Genomic DNA, 17,230 nt, shown 5'->3' on the forward strand with positions numbered 1-17,230 from the left:
TTAACATTTTATTAAGATATTTGGCGCAATTAATTCAAATTTATTTAATAATGAAAACAAGGTTTAAAGGAATTTTAACGCTATTACTAGCGTTCTTGGTGCAAGTATCCTTTGCACAGGAAAAAACAGTTTCCGGAACAGTATCAGACACTTCTGGCTCACTACCAGGTGTAAGTGTTTCAATAAAAGGTACAAGTAAGGGAACTCAAACAGATTTTAATGGTAAATATTCTATTAAAGCAAAACAAGGAGACGTTTTAAGCTTTAGTTATGTAGGATATAAAACTATTGACAAAACAGTAGGTACTTCTAACACCATAGATATAGCAATGGTTGAAGATGCAAGTACTTTAGAGGAAATTGTTATTACTGCCTATGGTATTAAAAGAGAAAAAAAATCTATTGGTTTCTCTCAACAAACTGTAGCAGGACCAGCATTAACTCAGGCAAAAGAAACAGATTTATCTAATGCATTAGCAGGTAAAGTATCTGGTGTGCAAATTATTGGTAACTCAAGTTCTACCTTTGGTAACTCTACAATTAGATTAAGAGGTAGTGACAATGTATTATACGTTGTAGATGGTATTAGAGTATACTCTACAAGTGATATTAATACTGAAAACATTGCTAGTATGTCTGTTCTTAAAGGAGCTGCTGCAACTGCAGTTTATGGTCCTGATGGAAGAAATGGTGTAATTGTAATTACTTCTAAAGTTGCTACTAAAGGAGAAACTACATTTGAATTAGATTTTAATACATCTGTAAATACTGTTGCTACATTACCAGATTACCAAAACGAATATGGTGGTGGTTATAGCCAAACTTGGGATACTTTCTCATACAATGCAGCTACAGACCCTGCTAGTTGGGCAAGTTTTGATGGCCATAAAATGCCATTATATCAAGCAGATGAAAGCTGGGGACCAAAATTAGATGGTACTTTAGTTCGTCATTGGGATAGTTGGGTTCCTAATACACCAGAATTTGGTGAATTAAGACCTTGGGTTGCAAATGAAGATAACGTAAAAAACTTTTTTGATGCAGCTATTACTCAATTTGTAACATTAGCTTTTTCTAAAGGTGGTGAAGATTATAATGTTAGAACAACAATTTCAGATTTAAGAGCAAACGGAATTATACCTAATTCTAATAGAAGTTCTTCTAAATTTTCTATAAATCTTTCATACGACATGTCTGAAAAATTTAAATTATTTACAAACATCAATTACGAAGACAGACATACATTAAATGATCCTGATCAGGGTTATGGAAATTTAGCTTCAAACATGAACCAATGGTGGCAACGTCAATTAGATATGTCTCGTTTAAGAAATTACGAACGTAACGGTGCTTTAACTTCTTGGAATATTAATGGACCAAGAAATCCTAAACCTTTATATTGGGATTCTCCTTTTTTACATTCTTACGAGAACTTTAAAAATCAATACAAAAATTCTACATTTGGTAAAATTGGCGGTACTTACACAATTAATGACAAGTTTAATGTTACTGGAGAAGTTAGAAGAACATTTCACTCATACACTCAAAATGATAGAGGAACAACTAAAAGTTTATTAGATACTTCTTTTTATGCTGAATTTGCTTTAAGAAATGAAAGAATTGAATATTTCGGTATGGTAAATTATGCTGATAAATATTTAGATGGAGATTTAGATTTCAATGCAAGTCTTGGTGCTGAAAAAATTCAAACAGAATATAATGCGCTTCGTTCTAATACTGTTGGTGGATTAACAATACCTGGTTTTTATAACTTAGCGGGTTCAAAAGATGCCGTAAGTTCTTCTAACTTCACTAGAAAAGATGAAAGAAGAGGTTTATTTGTTAAAGGATCTTTAGGATACAAAAGCACATTATATTTAGATGGGTCATATAGATTCGACTGGTCTTCTACTGCAAAAGCTGATGACAATAGAGTTGAAACATTTGGTACTTCATTAAGTTTTTTAGCTAATAAAGTAATTCCTAAAAATGATGTTTTAACATTTTCTAAAATAAGACTTGGTTATGCACAAGCCCCTTATTTCCCTAATCCTTACAATGTAGGTAGCACATATAATGTAGGTGATTTATATAACGGAAACGGAACTTTATCTGTTCCAGGAAGACAAGAGAACCCAGATTTAGTTGGTGGATTAAGAACAGAGACTGAAATTGGTACAGAATTACAATTTTTTAATAATAGATTCTCTTTAGATTTTACATACTTTAATAGAGTTGATAGTGATATACCGGTAACAGTTCCTTTAGATGGATCTACAGGTTATTCTTCTATTGTATTAAATTCAGGAAAACAAACTTCTAAAGGTATAGAATTAGGTTTTTTTGGAGATGTAGTTAAATCAGAAAACTTTAACTGGAATGTTGGTGTTAACTTTGCAACTTTATCAAGATTCGTTAATGAATTATATCCTGGAATTGAATCTAGAAACTTAAGTACTTATACTTCAAACATGAAGTTACAAGAAAGAGTTGGTCAAGAATGGGGATTATTCTACGGAAGAGGATTTGCAACTCATACAGATGGTTCTAAAATCTTTACTGCTGGTGATTCTTATGCAAGAGAAACTAATAAGTTATTAGGTAGTTTATTACCAGATTTTACAGGTGGTTTTACATCTACAATGACTTATAAAAACTTTGGTTTAAATTTAGGCTTTGATTTTCAAAGTGGTGGTAAATACTATTCAAGAACAGAAAGATACTTTAACCATTCTGGTTTAGCATCTGTAACAGCAGGTCTAAACGACAAAGGAAATCCAAAAAGAGATCCTATTGCTAGTGGTGGTGGAGTTCATATAGTAGGTGTATTACAAACAGGTACAGATGCAAACGGAACACCAATTTCTGATGGTACTGTTGTAGATAAATATGTAGAAGCTTCAGGGCATTATAGTTTAGGTAATTTAGGTAACATCTATGAAAACAATGTACATGATGCTACTTATGTTAAGTTAAGAACTGTTAGATTAAACTATACTTTTGATAAAGTAGTTACTGATAAATTAAAAATAAAAAGCGCTACGCTTGGTTTATATGCTAATAATGTATGGTTAATTTATTCAGATTTACCTTGGATTGATCCTTCTGAAATTGAAAAAAGAAGTGGTTACAACTGGGCAGAAGCTGGTCAATTACCAAATACTAGAACCATTGGTTTAAACTTAAATTTAAGATTTTAAAATAGAATAAAATGAAAAAAACAATAAAAAACATAGCATTATTAATATGTGTTTCTATATTCTATAGTTCATGTGACTCTATAGATTTTGGAGATATAAACGATAACCCAAATGGACCTACATCTGCGGTAACTTCACAGTTATTAACAAGTGCACAAACGTCTATTGGAAACTCTGTTGTAACAAGTATGCAAGGGATTTTATATACACAACAACTTACTGAAGGTCAATATCCAGGTTTTTCTAGATATGCAACTTTAACAAGTAGTTATAATGGTTGGTATACAGGTCCTATTCAGAATTTAAATGAGATTATTAAAATTAATTCAGATACTGAATTAATGGGAGGAGCAGCAGCTTTTGGTGACAACAATAACCAAATGGCAGTTGCAAAGATAATGAGAGCATATTATCTTCAGTATATAACAGATCGTTGGGGAGCTTTACCTTGGTCAGAAGCATTTCAAGGAATTTCATTTCCACAACCAAAGTTTGATAGTCAAGAAGAACTATACACTTTAATGTTTGCAGAAATAGAAGAAGCTTTAACGTTAATAAACCTTAATGCAGGTCCTCAAGGAGACATCATTTTTAGTGGAGACATGACTAGATGGAGAATGTTTGCAAATACTTTAAAAATGACAATGGCATTAAGAATTTCTGATGCTAATGCCTCTTTAGCAAAATCAAAATTTGAAGAAGCTGTAGCTGCAGGTGTTGTTAGAAGTAATTCTGACAATATTTTGTTTAATTTTGGTACAGACGATAACAGTGATAATCCTTGGGAAGATAGATTTGAATCTAGAGTAGATTACTTACTTTCTGAAACAATGGCTAGTGAATTAAGATCTAATTTAGATCCTAGGTTATTTAAATTTGTTGAACCATCTAGAGATGGCTCAACAACAAGTACAAATTTCCCAGGTGGTATAGATGCTAAATTTGTTGGAGCACCAAATGGTTATGTTAACGGAAACGTACAAGATTATTCTTTACCTACAACTACTGTTACTGGTAACCAAGCGTATAAATCACCTATTTACACTGCTGCACATGTTAATCTTTCTTTAGCTGAAGCTAAGTTAAAAGGATGGAATGTTGGTAGTGGAACTACAGCTAGTTTCTTTAAAGAAGGAATTGAAGACTCTATGAGTTTTTGGGGTGTAGATCAAGCAGATATCGATGCGTATACTGCAGCTCATACATCTTCAACTTTAGCTAATATAGCTTATGAGAAGTGGGTTGCTTTATATTTAAACGGACCAGAAGCTTGGGCTGAATGGAGAAGATTAGATATGCCAGTACTTACACCTTCTGGGAATGCAGTAGACCCAAGAATTCCAGTACGTGATGCTTATGATTCATCAGTTGAAGATAATAATGCAACAAACTATGCAGCTGTTGTTGCATCTCAAGGAGCAGATGATCTTCATACAAAATTATGGTGGGACAAAAATTAATCCATAAACACCTAATTAATAGGTGATTAATAGGTAACAATTAACACATTTAAAAGAGCCGTAAAATATTTTACGGCTCTTTTTATGTTAAAAAATTGTTTATTTAAGATTAATTTAAGACTTTTGGGGTTAATTAATTCAAATAATTATACAAATGAAGACAAAGTTTAATGGAATTTTAACGCTATTACTAGCGTTGGTCGTGCAAATATCATTTGCACAAACGAAGACTGTTTCCGGTACTGTTTCTGATGAATCAGGAGGTTTACCTGGAGTAAGTGTAGTAATTAAAGGTACAACAGCAGGTACAGAAACAGATTTTGATGGTAAATACTCTATCAAAGCTAAATCTGGTGATGTGTTAGTGTTTAGATACCTTGGATATAAATCTGCGGAGAAAACTGTTGGTGGATCTAATACTATCAACGTAACGATGGTTGAAGGTGGAGAACAACTTGAAGAAGTAATTGTTATTGGATATACTACTAAAAAAAGAGGAGATTTATCTTCTGCAATATCTTCAGTTACATCCGCTCAATTAGAAAAGCAATCAAATTCAGTTAGTATTGATAATGCTTTACAAGGAGTTGCAACAGGTGTACAAGTAACCGCTCAAAACGGAAAACCAGGTAATGCTGCTTTCGTAAGAATTAGAGGTATCGGTTCTATTAATGCAGGTAGTGAACCTTTATACCTTTTAGACGGTATTCAGGTAGATGAAGATCAAATCATTGGTATTAATCCTTCAGATATTGAAAGAATGGATGTTCTTAAGGATGCGGCAAGTACTGCAATCTATGGAGCAAGAGGTGCTAATGGAGTTGTAGTAATTACAACAAAAAAAGGTAAAAAAGGTAAAAAGGCTCAAATTAGATTTCAATCAAGGTTAGGTTTGGCATCAGAAGCTAAAAGGAATTTTAGAATGATGAACGCAACAGAAAAACTTGAATATGAAAGAGCTATTGGAGTTGGTACTGGTTCTACAGTATTATTACAAAGTGAATGGGATCGTTTAATTTCTCAAAATCATGATTGGAATGATGCTTTATTAAAAGATGCAGAAATTACTTCTGTAAACTTATCTGTAACAGGTGGAGATGAGAAGTTAACATACTTTATGTCAATCTCTAATGATTCTAATTCAGGTATTATAGAATTAGTAGAAAGTGCGTTTAAAAGAACATCAACAAGGTTAAACGTTGGTTATGATGCAAATAGCTGGTTAGATTTAAGTACAAATTTAGCTTTTTCTACTGCTAATGATCAAGATCCTAGAGATAGAAATAATATTCAAAACCCAGTAAACGGTCGTTTTACTTTTAATCCTTATGAGCCTGTTTATTTAACAGATGCTAATGGAGACCGTATTCCAAACTTAAGAGGTTTAGATACATATAACCCTACACATCAAGGTTTAAATTCTTTAGCACAAGTAAGAGCTAATGAAGATAATGATACTGATAATAGATTCTTCGGAACTTTTAATGCTAACATTAAATTTTCTGATGCATTTAGCTACCAGTTTGGTACTAACGTAAGTTATTTCGATAGAACTTCAAGAAGTATCCTTCATGCAGGTTCAGCTTTAGATGGTATCTTTTATGGAACTCCTACAGGTACATCAACTTATTCTAAAACAAATACTTTTCAATATTCTTTATTAAACAAGTTAAATTTTAACAAAACGTTTAACGAAAGACACGCGGTAAATGCTACAGTTTTTGTTGAATACCAAGATTGGTATCAAGAATATGCAAGAACAGGTGCACAAGGTTATGTTATAAACGGACCTACTACTGTAAACGCTGGATCAACACCAAGAGCAAGTAGAATAAACGGTAGTAATGCAAGAAGAACTTTATTTTCTGTAGCAGCTAGTGCTGATTATATTTTAGATGAAAAATATATTTTAAATGGTACTGTAAGACGTGATGGTTCTTCTCGTTTTGGTGAAAACACAAAATATGGTACTTTCTGGGGTGCTTCTGTAGCTTGGAATATTCACAAAGAAGATTTCTTTAGTGGATTAACTGATACAGTTGATAACCTTAAATTAAGAGTTAATGCAGGTACTTCTGGTAATGACCAGATTGGTAACAACCCAGCAATAACAACTTATGGTTTTAACTCATACAATGGTAATACTTCTGCTGCTCCTTCAGTATTCGGAGATCCTAATTTAGGTTGGGAACAAAGTTTTACATATGGTGCAGGTATAGAATTTGGTTTATTTAACAGTAGAATTACTGGTGTTGTAGATTACTATAAGAAAAATACTACTGATTTACTATTAAGTGTGCCAATTAGTAGAATTCAAGGTGGTGGATCAATTTTTAAAAACATTGGAGAAGTTGAAAACTCTGGTTGGGAATTTGAATTAAGAGGTGATATACTTAGAACTGAAAACTTAAGATGGACTGCAGGTGTAACTTTTAGTACATATGATAGTGAAGTTTTAAAACTAGCTAGTGATGATGATTTACAATTAAACTACGCAAGGCACTCTATATTAAGTGTTGGTGAAGAGGTTCATACTTTTTTCTTACCAAGATATGTTGGTGTAAATCCTGCAAACGGTCAAGCTTTATTTTTAGATGCTAATGACAATGTAACTACTAGTAATACTGATAATAAAATATTAAGTGGTAAGACTCCATTTGCTCAATTTGACGGTGGTTTTAATACAAGCGTTACTTATAAAGGATTAGATCTTACAGCAGATTTCTACTTTAAAGGTGGTAATTATATTATGAATGAAGTTGAATCTCAACATTTAACTGATGGTACTGGAGCAAATAGTAACCAAAGAGTTGATGCTTTTAACTATTGGAAAAACCCAGGAGATACTAACGTATTACCAAACCCTGTAACAAATGGTTATAATGGTGCTGTAAATGCAAATAATAGAACAACTTCAAGTAGTTTTAGTACAAGATATTTACAAAGAGGAGATTATATTAGATTAAGAAACTTACAATTAGGGTATACTTTACCTTCAGATTTTTTAGAGCAAGTTCCTTTTACTCAAATAAGAATGTATTTCTCTGGAACAAATTTATGGACATACGTACCATATTACAAAGGAGATCCTGAAGTTGGTATTGGTTCTGCTGAATCTAATCCAGGTAGTACAACAAGAGACCAAATACCTGGTGAATATAGTTTAAATAGTTACCCTACTTTAACAACTATTTCTTTTGGTATAGATCTTAAATTTTAAAAAAACAATAAAAGATGAAAAAATATATTTTAACAATATTAGTTTTAGTTGTCGCAATAACTTCTTGTGATAATAGACTTGATACTTTTCCTACTTCAACAGTAGCAGCTGAAGAAGCATTTGCTACAAATGGTGGATTTACAAACGCACTTAATGGTGCTTATGTAGAAATGTTAGGTGGTGCATATTACGGAGGTGCAATGCAATCTCGTGATGTAATGTCAGATAATTTACTTATCAGTAGAGAAGGAAGGTTAAGCCAACAGGCAAGACATGATTGGAATTATGATCAGAATTCAGGTTCTTTTCATATGCTTGATGCTTATGGAGCAATAAGAAATGTAAATACTGTTCTTGCAAATACTGACAAATTAGATGCAGGTTCTTTCAAGAACAACATTATGGGTGAAGCAATGGCTATTAGAGCACTAGCTCACTTTGATGTAATTAAGTATTACGGAGAAATCCCTACTCAAAGTGGAGGTTCTAATGCTACATTAGGTATGCCTTATATTACTATTGCAGATATTAATGATTTTCCTGCTAGAGATTTAACAGTTGGTGAATTTTATCAAAAAATAGTTGACGATTTAAAGATGGCTGCTAGTTTAATTAACACTTCAAACGGTACTTTCAGAATGGGTAAAGATGCTGTAAATGGTGTTTTAGCTAATGTTTATCTTCATATGGGTAATATGCCTGGTGCAGTAACAGCAGCTAACAAAGTTTCTGCTTCAGTGGCTCCTAGAGCAAACTTTACTGGAGTTTGGGATGATTCTGATAGATCTGGAGTTATTTTTGCAATTAGAAATGATGATCTTACTAACAGAACTTTGGGTGTACCATACAACCAAACTGCAAATGGTATTAAATCTGAATATGTTCCAGATTTCGCTTTCTATTCTTTATTTCAATCTAATGACATTAGAACGACAGCATATATGGAAACTAGTATATTTGGAGGTGCTAACTATAACCATGTTATAAAATGGTATAATAGTGTTTCTACTACAGCTTTAGGTAACGTAGATGCTAAAATATTAAGAGCTTCTGAAGTTATGTTAATAAAAGCAGAAGCTTTAGCTGCACAAAATCAAGATGGACCAGCTTTAACAGCTTTAGATGCAGTTAGATCTCAAAGATATTCTGGTTTTGCATCAGGTGGGGAAACAGGACAAGCATTAAAAGATGCTATTCAATTAGAAAGAAGGTTAGAATTAGCTTTTGAAGGTGCTAGATTTACAGATCTTAAAAGATTTGGAATGACTATTACAAGATCAACTTCGGGTCATTTAGCTGACGGAACAGGTGTACCTGCAGATGTTATGACACTACCTGCTGGAGACCATAGATTTAACTTCCCTATTGATATTAGAGAATTAAACAGCAATCCAAACATGGTACAATCACCAGGATATAATTAATAATAATTTTAAATTATAAAAAAATGAAAAAAATATTCACACTAATTACTGCCATTGCGTTATTTGTATCTTGTGATGAAAGTAAGGAAACGGTAGACTCTCTATCTTTCCCTTCTGATGCATTTGTATCATTAGCTTCATCATCTGTTTCAGTATTAGAATCTAATCCTGGAGCTATAGATGTAGTTTTAAATTTATCGACATCTGCAGAAGCAGCAACTACAGCAACTTCAGTAGGTTTTACAATTGCTTCAGATAATGCTGTTGAAGGTGTACATTATACATTAGTTAATGGAAAATCTAGTTTCGAGTTAGCTCCTGGTGTTTTTCAGGATGCTCTTCAAATTATTCCTATTGATAATTCATTAGAAGATGGAGATAAAGTAATAACAATTACTTTAAGCAGTGCACCAGTAGGTTTAGGATTCCCTGGACCTGATGGTAACGGTAAAGTAATGACGTTAACTTTACAAGATGATGATTGTGCTTTTAGTTTAGCTGGCTTAGGTGCTGCTGCTTGGGGTGGAATGGATAATGTTCCTGCAGGTGAAGCTGGACCTAATGACACTATGGTTGAAACTTCTTTTGATGGTACAGACTTATTAATGGAAGGTTTAAGTTATGCTTGGATTACTGATACTGGGTATTGGGATGAAGTTGTAACAGTTAGCCATAAAGTAAAAGTAACTGTAGATTTAGTTACTGGGGCAGTAAATATTCCTTTACAACCATCTTGTACTACTACATGGAATGGTGCAGTTCAACCTCTTTATGAAATTGAAGCTACAGGTATTTATACTTCTTGTTCAGAAACAATGGTATTAAACTATACTTTATACCAAGGTGGTGCTGTTAGAAGAGTTTATACAGAAACAATAACTAAAAAATAAAAAATAATATGAAATTAAATATTAAAAAATTCTTTGGTCTATTAGCTTTAGCAACATTGCTTTATGCTTGTGATACTACCAATGAATCTGGGTACATCCCAGCAGTATATGAATCTCCGACTACATTTACAATAACAGAAGATGCAACTGCTAGCGCAGATAACAGTTTTGTTGTAACTTATAGTCCTTCTTCAAAAGGGGAAGGTTATTATGCTGTTGTGCCTTCAGGTACAGCTGCACCATCTTCTACTGCAGTTCATACAGGAAATGGTTTTCAACAAGCTGGTAATTTTAGTGTAGATGGTTCTACACCTGTAGCAATAACAGTAGACAATAAAATTTATGGTGCTTATACTTATGATGTATATGCAATTCATAAAAGTGCTGATAACTTTATTTCTGAAACAGTAACAAAATTAACTGTTACTACACCAGATACAGCTGACCCAGTATTTTTAAGAGATGATGCAGCTACTGCTCCTGCACATAATGTGCAACCAGGTGCAAATAGCCCATTTAGAGCTCTTAATTTAGTTTTTAGTGAGCCTGTATTTTACCAAGGAGGAGACGTTACTTTTGAAGGTTTCTTTGGTGGTAGAATAATTAATGTAAATGGTGCTGTAAACTTTGTTACTAGTGGTACTTCAATAGTTATAAATGATCATGGTACTTTTGCTCCTGATGACGCTATACTTGTTACTTGGGGTCCTGGAACTTTTAAAGATAAATCAGGAAAAGATGTAGCTCCTTTAACAGGTTTTGGTTACTATTTCTGGACTAGAGCATTTACTATTGCTGAACAAGCAAAATTAATGCCAGGTCAATATGATTATTCTACAGTATGGTATGGTGGTTTAAGTGGTTTTTATTCTGGTCTTTTTACAGGTAACCCAGGTGTCTTTTTACCAGATACTGGTACTTATGAAATTACAGCAGATGCTTCAGATGCTACAGGTCATACATTAAGCGGTATTAATTTATTTAGTGGATTTTTAGGTGGATTTGGTTTACCAGAACCACAAACTTTACCAATTTATATTGATCCTGCAACAGATGGCGCATTAGGCGAATACCCAAGCCCTGTTTCTTCAGTTATTACTGCAGGACAACCTACATCTTGGAGTCATTATGAAGGGTTTTTTGGACCAAATCCTGGTTTTTATAACTTTGGTACTGGTAATATTACACATTATCTATCTTTAGTTGGTGACACTAGTGGAACTGCTATTGATGATATTGATTATATTTATACAAGAATAGGTACATATGCTAGAAGTAGAGATGCTAAATCTATGTCTATGGATGATGCAATTAAATTATCTAAAGCTACTAAAAAAATAACAAAAAGGAATTTTAACGGTACAATAGGTTACTAATAAAATAATTTTTTAAATATTTAACCACCTCTTTACGAGGTGGTTTTTTTTTGCTCATTATTTAGCATACATTTGCAGCATGACAGAAGAAATTACAAATATTTTTGGTATTAGAGCAATTATTGAAGCTATAGAAAGTGGTTCTACAATTAGTAAAGTTTATTTACAAAAAGCTTTAAGAGGAGATTTATACTATGAATTAAATAAATTGATTAAAGAAAAAAGTATTGCTACTAGTATTGTTCCTGTTGAAAAATTAGATAGATTATCTAAAAACAGCAACCATCAAGGTGCGGTAGCACAAATTTCTCCTATTGACTTTTATGATTTAGAGAAGTTAATTGAGGAAACATTAGAAGGCGGGAAAACTCCTTTATTTCTTCTTTTAGATCAATTGTCTGATGTACGTAATTTTGGTGCTATAATTAGAACAGCAGAATGTACTGGTGTTAATGGAATTATCATTCAAAAAAATGGAAGCGCACCTGTTAACGCTGAAACAATAAAAACTTCTGCCGGTGCTGCATTTAAAATTCCTATTTGTAAAGTAGACCACATTAAAGATGCTTTGTTTCTATTACAAGCAGAAGATATAAAAACAGTAGCTGCTACAGAAAAAACAGAAGATTCTATTTACGATATTAACTTAAATCAACCAATAGCAATCATTATGGGTTCTGAACATAAAGGTGTAAACCCTTCAATACTTAAAATGGTCGATTATAAGGCGAAATTACCTTTACTAGGTGGAATAGCGTCTTTAAATGTTTCGGTTGCTTGTGGAGCTTTCTTATACGAAACTGTTAGACAGAGAATAAGTAGTTAGCTGTTAATTATTCACTTTCTTTATTATCTATTTTCTCATTTATTTCCTCGGTTATTTTTGGGGGAGAGAAATTTCCATGATCATCAAATAATAAATCAAAGTCTGTATTTGAAAAATGGTGTTCTTTTTTAATAATCCCTTTATTTCTATATATTATAGCAAAAATAAAACCTGTTAAGAAACCAGATAAATGACCTTCCCAAGACATACCTTCTTTAATTGGTAAAACATACCAAATCATACTTCCATAGAGAAAAATAATTATTAATGAAAGCGCTACCAAACGGAAGTGCTTTTTGATGATTCCACTAAAGAAAACAAAGCTAAAGAGTAGATACACAATTCCACTTGCCCCAATATGGTAAGATTCCCTTGCAATTACCCAAGTTAAAAGCCCTGTAAAAAAGCCGCCAAACAGTAAAACTTTATAAGCAACATCTTTATAAAAATAAAAAAGACTACTTAAAAGTACAAATAAAGGAATAGAATTGTTAAAAAGATGACCCGTATCACTATGTATAAAATGCATTAAAAAAACACCTCTAAACCCAAATAGAGTTCTTGGAAAAACACCAAACTTATTAAAATTGAAACTAAAAGTTATTTCAACCCAATAAATGAACCAAATACTAATTACATATACAATAGGAATTATAAAAATTAACTTCGATATTTTTAATTGATCATCATCATTCATCATCATAAAAATAGCAAAAATAGAACCAAACACTATTTTTACAATTTCTGTCAGAAATCTTTGTTATTTTTACTGAATGAATGAACCTTTGGCAGAAAGAATTAGACCTAGAAAATTAGAAGATTATATCAGTCAGCAACATTTAGTTGGCAAAAATGGTGTTTTAACTAATTTAATAAAGAAAGGGATTATACCGTCTTTAATTTTATGGGGACCTCCGGGAATTGGTAAAACCACATTAGCAAATATTATTGCTACGGAATCTAATAGGCCTTTTTACACATTAAGCGCAATAAGCTCTGGGGTTAAAGATGTAAGAGAAATTATAGAAAAAGCTAAAAAAAGTGGTGGTTTATTTACAGCAAAAAATCCTATTTTATTTATTGATGAAATTCATAGATTTAGTAAATCTCAACAAGATTCTTTATTAGGTGCTGTAGAAAAAGGTTGGGTTACTTTAATTGGCGCAACTACAGAAAACCCAAGTTTTGAGGTTATTCCTGCCCTACTTTCTAGAAGTCAAGTTTATATTTTAAATTCTTTTGATAAAAATGATTTAATTGCACTGTTGCATAGGGCAATGGAAAAAGATGAATTTTTATCAACCAAAAAAATAACATTAAAAGAAACAGATGCATTGATTCAAGTTTCTGGTGGAGATGCAAGAAAGCTATTAAATATTTTTGAATTATTGGTTTCTACCGATGATGAAATTGAAATAACGAATAAACTTGTTTTAGAAAAAATACAGAAGAACACAGTTAGATATGATAAAACTGGCGAACAACATTATGACATTATTTCAGCATTTATAAAATCGATTCGTGGAAGCGACCCAAACGCTGCAGTTTATTGGTTGGCAAGAATGATTGAAGGTGGTGAAGATGTAAAGTTTATAGCAAGAAGGATGTTAATTTTGGCTTCTGAAGATGTAGGTAATGCAAACCCAACTGCTTTAATATTGGCAAATAATACTTTTCAGGCTGTTTCAATTATTGGCAACCCAGAATCAAGAATAATTTTAAGTCAATGTGCAGTTTATTTAGCAAATTCAGCAAAAAGTAACGCTTCTTATTTAGCAATTGGTGAAGCTCAAAATTTAGTGCAAAAAACGGGTGATTTATCCGTACCGTTACATTTAAGGAATGCTCCATCTAAATTAATGAAAGATTTAGATTATGGTAAAAACTACCAATATTCGCACAACTACCCTAATAACTTTGCAGAACAAGAATTTTTACCCAGTGAAATTTCTGGCACAAAATTGTATGAACCTGGACAAAACTCAAGAGAAAATCAGTTTAGAGAAATTTTAAAAAATAGATGGAAAAACAGATATGATTATTAAAATTTAATCTGATATCTCTCAACAACTAAAGAAGTTTTATTATAATATTCAGCAACCCAAGTATTACCACTTTTATATAAGATTCCGTTTTTATTTTTGATAATAAAAACGTCTTTAACTTTAGTTTTTAATAATTGGAAAACTAACGATGGTTTTGTGTTTACTAATTGAAAACCATTTTCAATAGCTTGTGCATATAAAACATTTTTAGTAACTAGTAATTCTGTACTTATAATTTTAGTTTTAACTTCCCTTACTGGTATAACAACATTAACGTCACTTACTATTTTTACAGGAACTTTTGTTTTTCCCGAAATTACTTCTCTTATAGGAGCGTTAATATTCTCTTCTACTCCTTTTTCTGTTACTGTTTCCTTTTTTATGGATTTAACTTCTAAAGGTTCATAAGAATAATCTAATGCTTCTAAGGAAGCATATGCTTTTCTAATTGCTTCATGATATGATTTTTTATAATCTTTTTCTTTACTTCTTCCTTCTTGTGAAGTATAAATAACAACACCAAAACAATCTTTTAATTGAATTTTACTTTTTACTTTAAACAAACTAGATTCATCGACTACATCTGCAGTTAAAGCCAAACATCTGTTTTGTACAAGTTCATTGGGGAAATTTTCATTACTTAAAAAAACGGTAAAGCCTTTTTTCTTCAACAAGAATTTAGTCAAGGAACTAGTTTGGTACTGGTCAGATTGTTTTAAAAATTCAAACTGATTAGATACAATTACATACTTGTAATTATTAATATTTTTTTGTTGGCTGTATAAAGATATCGTTATTAAAAAAATAAAAACTGTTACTATTTTTTTTATCATTTTATTAAAATATTAAATTCATTCCTAATTGTAAAGAAATATTATTTGCTGATGCAATATCGCTAAATTCAGCAATATTATCTACCATTCCATAAAAATTAATTTTTCCTATTTGAGCAGATAAACCTGCACCTATATTATAATAAGAGTAATCGTCTATAGTATATGTAATTTTAGCATGTAATTTATTTGAAAAACTTTTTTCGTAAAACCCAGTTAATGCTAATTGTGGGCTTAATGGTCTAAAAATAGAATATAACTGAACACCTATTGCATTTTTATAAAAATCTTTATAAGTATTGTCATAACAAATTTTACTTCTTCGTTCTCCAAAACTATATTTTAAAGCTGCATTTATTTTTGTAGGTCGCCAAGAAATATAAGAATCTTCATTTGATCCAGATGGCAGTTTTTCTTTAAAATCTTTGTCTAATTCTGCCCAATAATTTGTTGGGTCTGCAGAGTTATATTCAAACTCTAAACCTTCAAAAACAAAACTTCCTTTTGCAGTAGAATTTTTAATGTTTTTTTTATGATGAATAAAACCTAAATCTATAATACTTCCTGTAAACTCTAGTTGAGGTGAAAAATGGTAAGTAACTCCAAAGTCTAAACCCAAACCTAAATTAGATCCAAAAAAGGTATTTCCTAAATATGTTCCAGGATCTTTTACAAGTTCATTATCTGCGACTAAACCCGAAGTTTTTAAATTTACATCTATATTATCTAAATAATGTCGGTAAATATTATCTGAACCTTCTTCTGTTCTAAAAGTACCAGAGTTATTAGATGATTGCATATTAAAAGCTGATGAATAAATTTTAAACCTACCTCCTATCGTTAAGTTTTCATTTACCTTTCTTGTGGCTCCAAAATGTAAAACTCCAAAAGCATCTAACTTGTATAAAATTTGCGATAAATCGAAACTCTTATTTAAATACGCAGCATTTCCTTCAGTAATTAAAGTTAAAGGATCTTTAGGAAAATAAGCGATTCCATCTATTTCTTCATAAAAACCAAAACTAAAATAGGTATTATCATCATATCTATAACCACCACTTAAAACTTCTATTTGAGAATTAATTTCTAGATGATCTCTAATATCTAATTTATTTAAAACTTCTGATATCTTATCATTAATTGGTCTATTATCTGCATCAAAAACATCTCTTATAACAAAACCAGTAGAACCAAACTCACCAGAAAACCCAGATAATAAAGGAATGCCAGCATGAAATTTATAATTAGTTTCTGCACCTGGATTTAGCATTAAGGTTTGTGGTAACTCTGCAAAACCATACAAAACTTGTTTATTTTGTGAATAGTTTTTTATTCCGATAAAGACAAATAAGAGAATACTAATTTTTTTTATATTAAGCATCTGTATTAAAATAAATTGTTGCTGAAGATTTAAACTCAAACTTATCTGTATTCTCTTTATCTAAAGGAGTTGTTGTGTTTTCAATTTTAATAGTTACTCTTATTCTTGTTGAGTTTTTTATATTTAAGTTAGCACTTACCTCTACGGTTTGTTTGTTTGTAAACGTTAAGTTATTTGCCAGAATTTCTAATTCATCAAAACGATGTGTAATTGTGTTATTACCATTTAATAAATCTATTTGTATCGCAAAATCTCTATCGAATTCGTTTTTAATTTCTATATTAAAATCAACTTTTACGAACTTGTCTCTAACAAAATCATTATCAAAAACTCTAATTTCTGATTCGTCAATAACTTCAAATACTAGAGCAGTTCCTGTTGCATCAAAAAACTGAATAGGTAAAACAGTGAAATAAATTAATGAAGATGTAATTGCTGGCGTAGCATTATAATCATCAATTTGATTAAAATCTAAATTGTCTGCGCATGAAATAAATGCTAATAAGAAAAATAGTAAGGGTATTTTTGTTAGGGTACTCATTTAATATTGATTTTATTTTTAAACGTTTATGTGG

At 31.4% G+C, this 17,230-nt stretch carries 12 protein-coding genes; 8 read left to right on the plus strand and 4 right to left on the minus strand.

Annotated elements, in window-relative coordinates:
- Positions 1-50 precede the first annotated feature (50 nt).
- The 7 genes from V3V28_RS11815 to rlmB all read left to right on the plus strand — a co-directional run bounded on the left by V3V28_RS11815 (position 51) and on the right by rlmB (position 12,396).
- Entirely contained in the window at positions 51-3,200 is a 3,150-nt protein-coding gene (locus V3V28_RS11815) for a SusC/RagA family TonB-linked outer membrane protein (protein WP_331365215.1), read from the plus strand.
- Between the two features lie 11 nt (positions 3,201-3,211).
- On the plus strand, positions 3,212-4,660 hold the full coding sequence (locus tag V3V28_RS11820; protein ID WP_331365216.1) for a SusD/RagB family nutrient-binding outer membrane lipoprotein: 1,449 nt from the start codon (positions 3,212-3,214) through the stop codon (positions 4,658-4,660).
- A 154-nt stretch (positions 4,661-4,814) separates the two neighbouring features.
- A complete protein-coding gene (locus V3V28_RS11825; protein ID WP_331365217.1) occupies positions 4,815-7,880 on the plus strand; it encodes a SusC/RagA family TonB-linked outer membrane protein in 3,066 nt (1,021 codons plus the stop codon).
- A 14-nt stretch (positions 7,881-7,894) separates the two neighbouring features.
- Positions 7,895-9,304 (plus strand): RagB/SusD family nutrient uptake outer membrane protein, encoded by a 1,410-nt coding sequence (locus tag V3V28_RS11830; protein WP_331365218.1) that lies wholly within the window; start codon positions 7,895-7,897, stop codon positions 9,302-9,304.
- 23 nt (positions 9,305-9,327) lie between these two features.
- Positions 9,328-10,194: a hypothetical protein gene (locus V3V28_RS11835; protein WP_331365219.1), complete on the plus strand. Its 867-nt coding sequence runs from the start codon at positions 9,328-9,330 to the stop codon at positions 10,192-10,194.
- A gap of 8 nt (positions 10,195-10,202) precedes the next feature.
- Positions 10,203-11,570 carry a hypothetical protein gene (locus V3V28_RS11840; RefSeq protein ID WP_331365220.1) on the plus strand — a complete coding sequence of 456 codons (1,368 nt, stop codon included), beginning with the start codon at positions 10,203-10,205 and terminating at the stop codon, positions 11,568-11,570.
- A gap of 79 nt (positions 11,571-11,649) precedes the next feature.
- Positions 11,650-12,396: a 23S rRNA (guanosine(2251)-2'-O)-methyltransferase RlmB gene (gene rlmB, locus V3V28_RS11845; protein ID WP_331365221.1), complete on the plus strand. Its 747-nt coding sequence runs from the start codon at positions 11,650-11,652 to the stop codon at positions 12,394-12,396.
- A 7-nt stretch (positions 12,397-12,403) separates the two neighbouring features.
- On the opposite strand, the gene V3V28_RS11850 is transcribed toward rlmB, so the two are convergent.
- A complete protein-coding gene (locus V3V28_RS11850; protein WP_331365222.1) occupies positions 12,404-13,126 on the minus strand; it encodes a rhomboid family intramembrane serine protease in 723 nt (240 codons plus the stop codon).
- A 43-nt stretch (positions 13,127-13,169) separates the two neighbouring features.
- Here V3V28_RS11850 and V3V28_RS11855 point away from each other — a divergent pair, with 43 nt between their 5' ends.
- Positions 13,170-14,441: a replication-associated recombination protein A gene (locus V3V28_RS11855; RefSeq protein WP_331365223.1), complete on the plus strand. Its 1,272-nt coding sequence runs from the start codon at positions 13,170-13,172 to the stop codon at positions 14,439-14,441.
- On the opposite strand, the gene V3V28_RS11860 is transcribed toward V3V28_RS11855, so the two are convergent.
- From V3V28_RS11860 to V3V28_RS11870, 3 genes are all read right to left on the minus strand, one after another.
- Positions 14,438-15,112 (minus strand): hypothetical protein, encoded by a 675-nt coding sequence (locus V3V28_RS11860; RefSeq protein ID WP_331365224.1) that lies wholly within the window; start codon positions 15,110-15,112, stop codon positions 14,438-14,440. The genes V3V28_RS11855 and V3V28_RS11860 overlap by 4 nt on opposite strands.
- A gap of 166 nt (positions 15,113-15,278) precedes the next feature.
- The gene (locus V3V28_RS11865; protein ID WP_331365225.1) at positions 15,279-16,655 is read right to left on the minus strand and encodes a DUF5723 family protein; all 1,377 of its coding nucleotides are present in this window, start codon (positions 16,653-16,655) and stop codon (positions 15,279-15,281) included.
- Entirely contained in the window at positions 16,648-17,196 is a 549-nt protein-coding gene (locus V3V28_RS11870; RefSeq protein WP_331365226.1) for a hypothetical protein, read from the minus strand. Before V3V28_RS11870 ends, V3V28_RS11865 begins: the two co-directional genes overlap by 8 nt.
- Positions 17,197-17,230: the final 34 nt, after the last annotated feature.

The sequence above is a fragment of the Polaribacter sp. genome, assembly GCF_036480315.1.
Taxonomy (GTDB): domain Bacteria; phylum Bacteroidota; class Bacteroidia; order Flavobacteriales; family Flavobacteriaceae; genus Polaribacter.

What these genes read in the sequence shown, in the direction of transcription:
- V3V28_RS11815 (WP_331365215.1), top strand. Translation starts at nt 51, where the DNA reads ATGAAAACAAGGTTTAAAGGAATTTTAACGCTATTACTAGCGTTCTTG.
- V3V28_RS11820 (WP_331365216.1), top strand. Translation starts at nt 3,212, where the DNA reads ATGAAAAAAACAATAAAAAACATAGCATTATTAATATGTGTTTCTATA.
- V3V28_RS11825 (WP_331365217.1), top strand. Translation starts at nt 4,815, where the DNA reads ATGAAGACAAAGTTTAATGGAATTTTAACGCTATTACTAGCGTTGGTC.
- V3V28_RS11830 (WP_331365218.1), top strand. Translation starts at nt 7,895, where the DNA reads ATGAAAAAATATATTTTAACAATATTAGTTTTAGTTGTCGCAATAACT.
- V3V28_RS11835 (WP_331365219.1), top strand. Translation starts at nt 9,328, where the DNA reads ATGAAAAAAATATTCACACTAATTACTGCCATTGCGTTATTTGTATCT.
- V3V28_RS11840 (WP_331365220.1), top strand. Translation starts at nt 10,203, where the DNA reads ATGAAATTAAATATTAAAAAATTCTTTGGTCTATTAGCTTTAGCAACA.
- rlmB (WP_331365221.1), top strand. Translation starts at nt 11,650, where the DNA reads ATGACAGAAGAAATTACAAATATTTTTGGTATTAGAGCAATTATTGAA.
- V3V28_RS11855 (WP_331365223.1), top strand. Translation starts at nt 13,170, where the DNA reads ATGAATGAACCTTTGGCAGAAAGAATTAGACCTAGAAAATTAGAAGAT.
- V3V28_RS11865 (WP_331365225.1), bottom strand. Translation starts at nt 16,655, where the DNA reads ATGCTTAATATAAAAAAAATTAGTATTCTCTTATTTGTCTTTATCGGA.
- V3V28_RS11870 (WP_331365226.1), bottom strand. Translation starts at nt 17,196, where the DNA reads ATGAGTACCCTAACAAAAATACCCTTACTATTTTTCTTATTAGCATTT.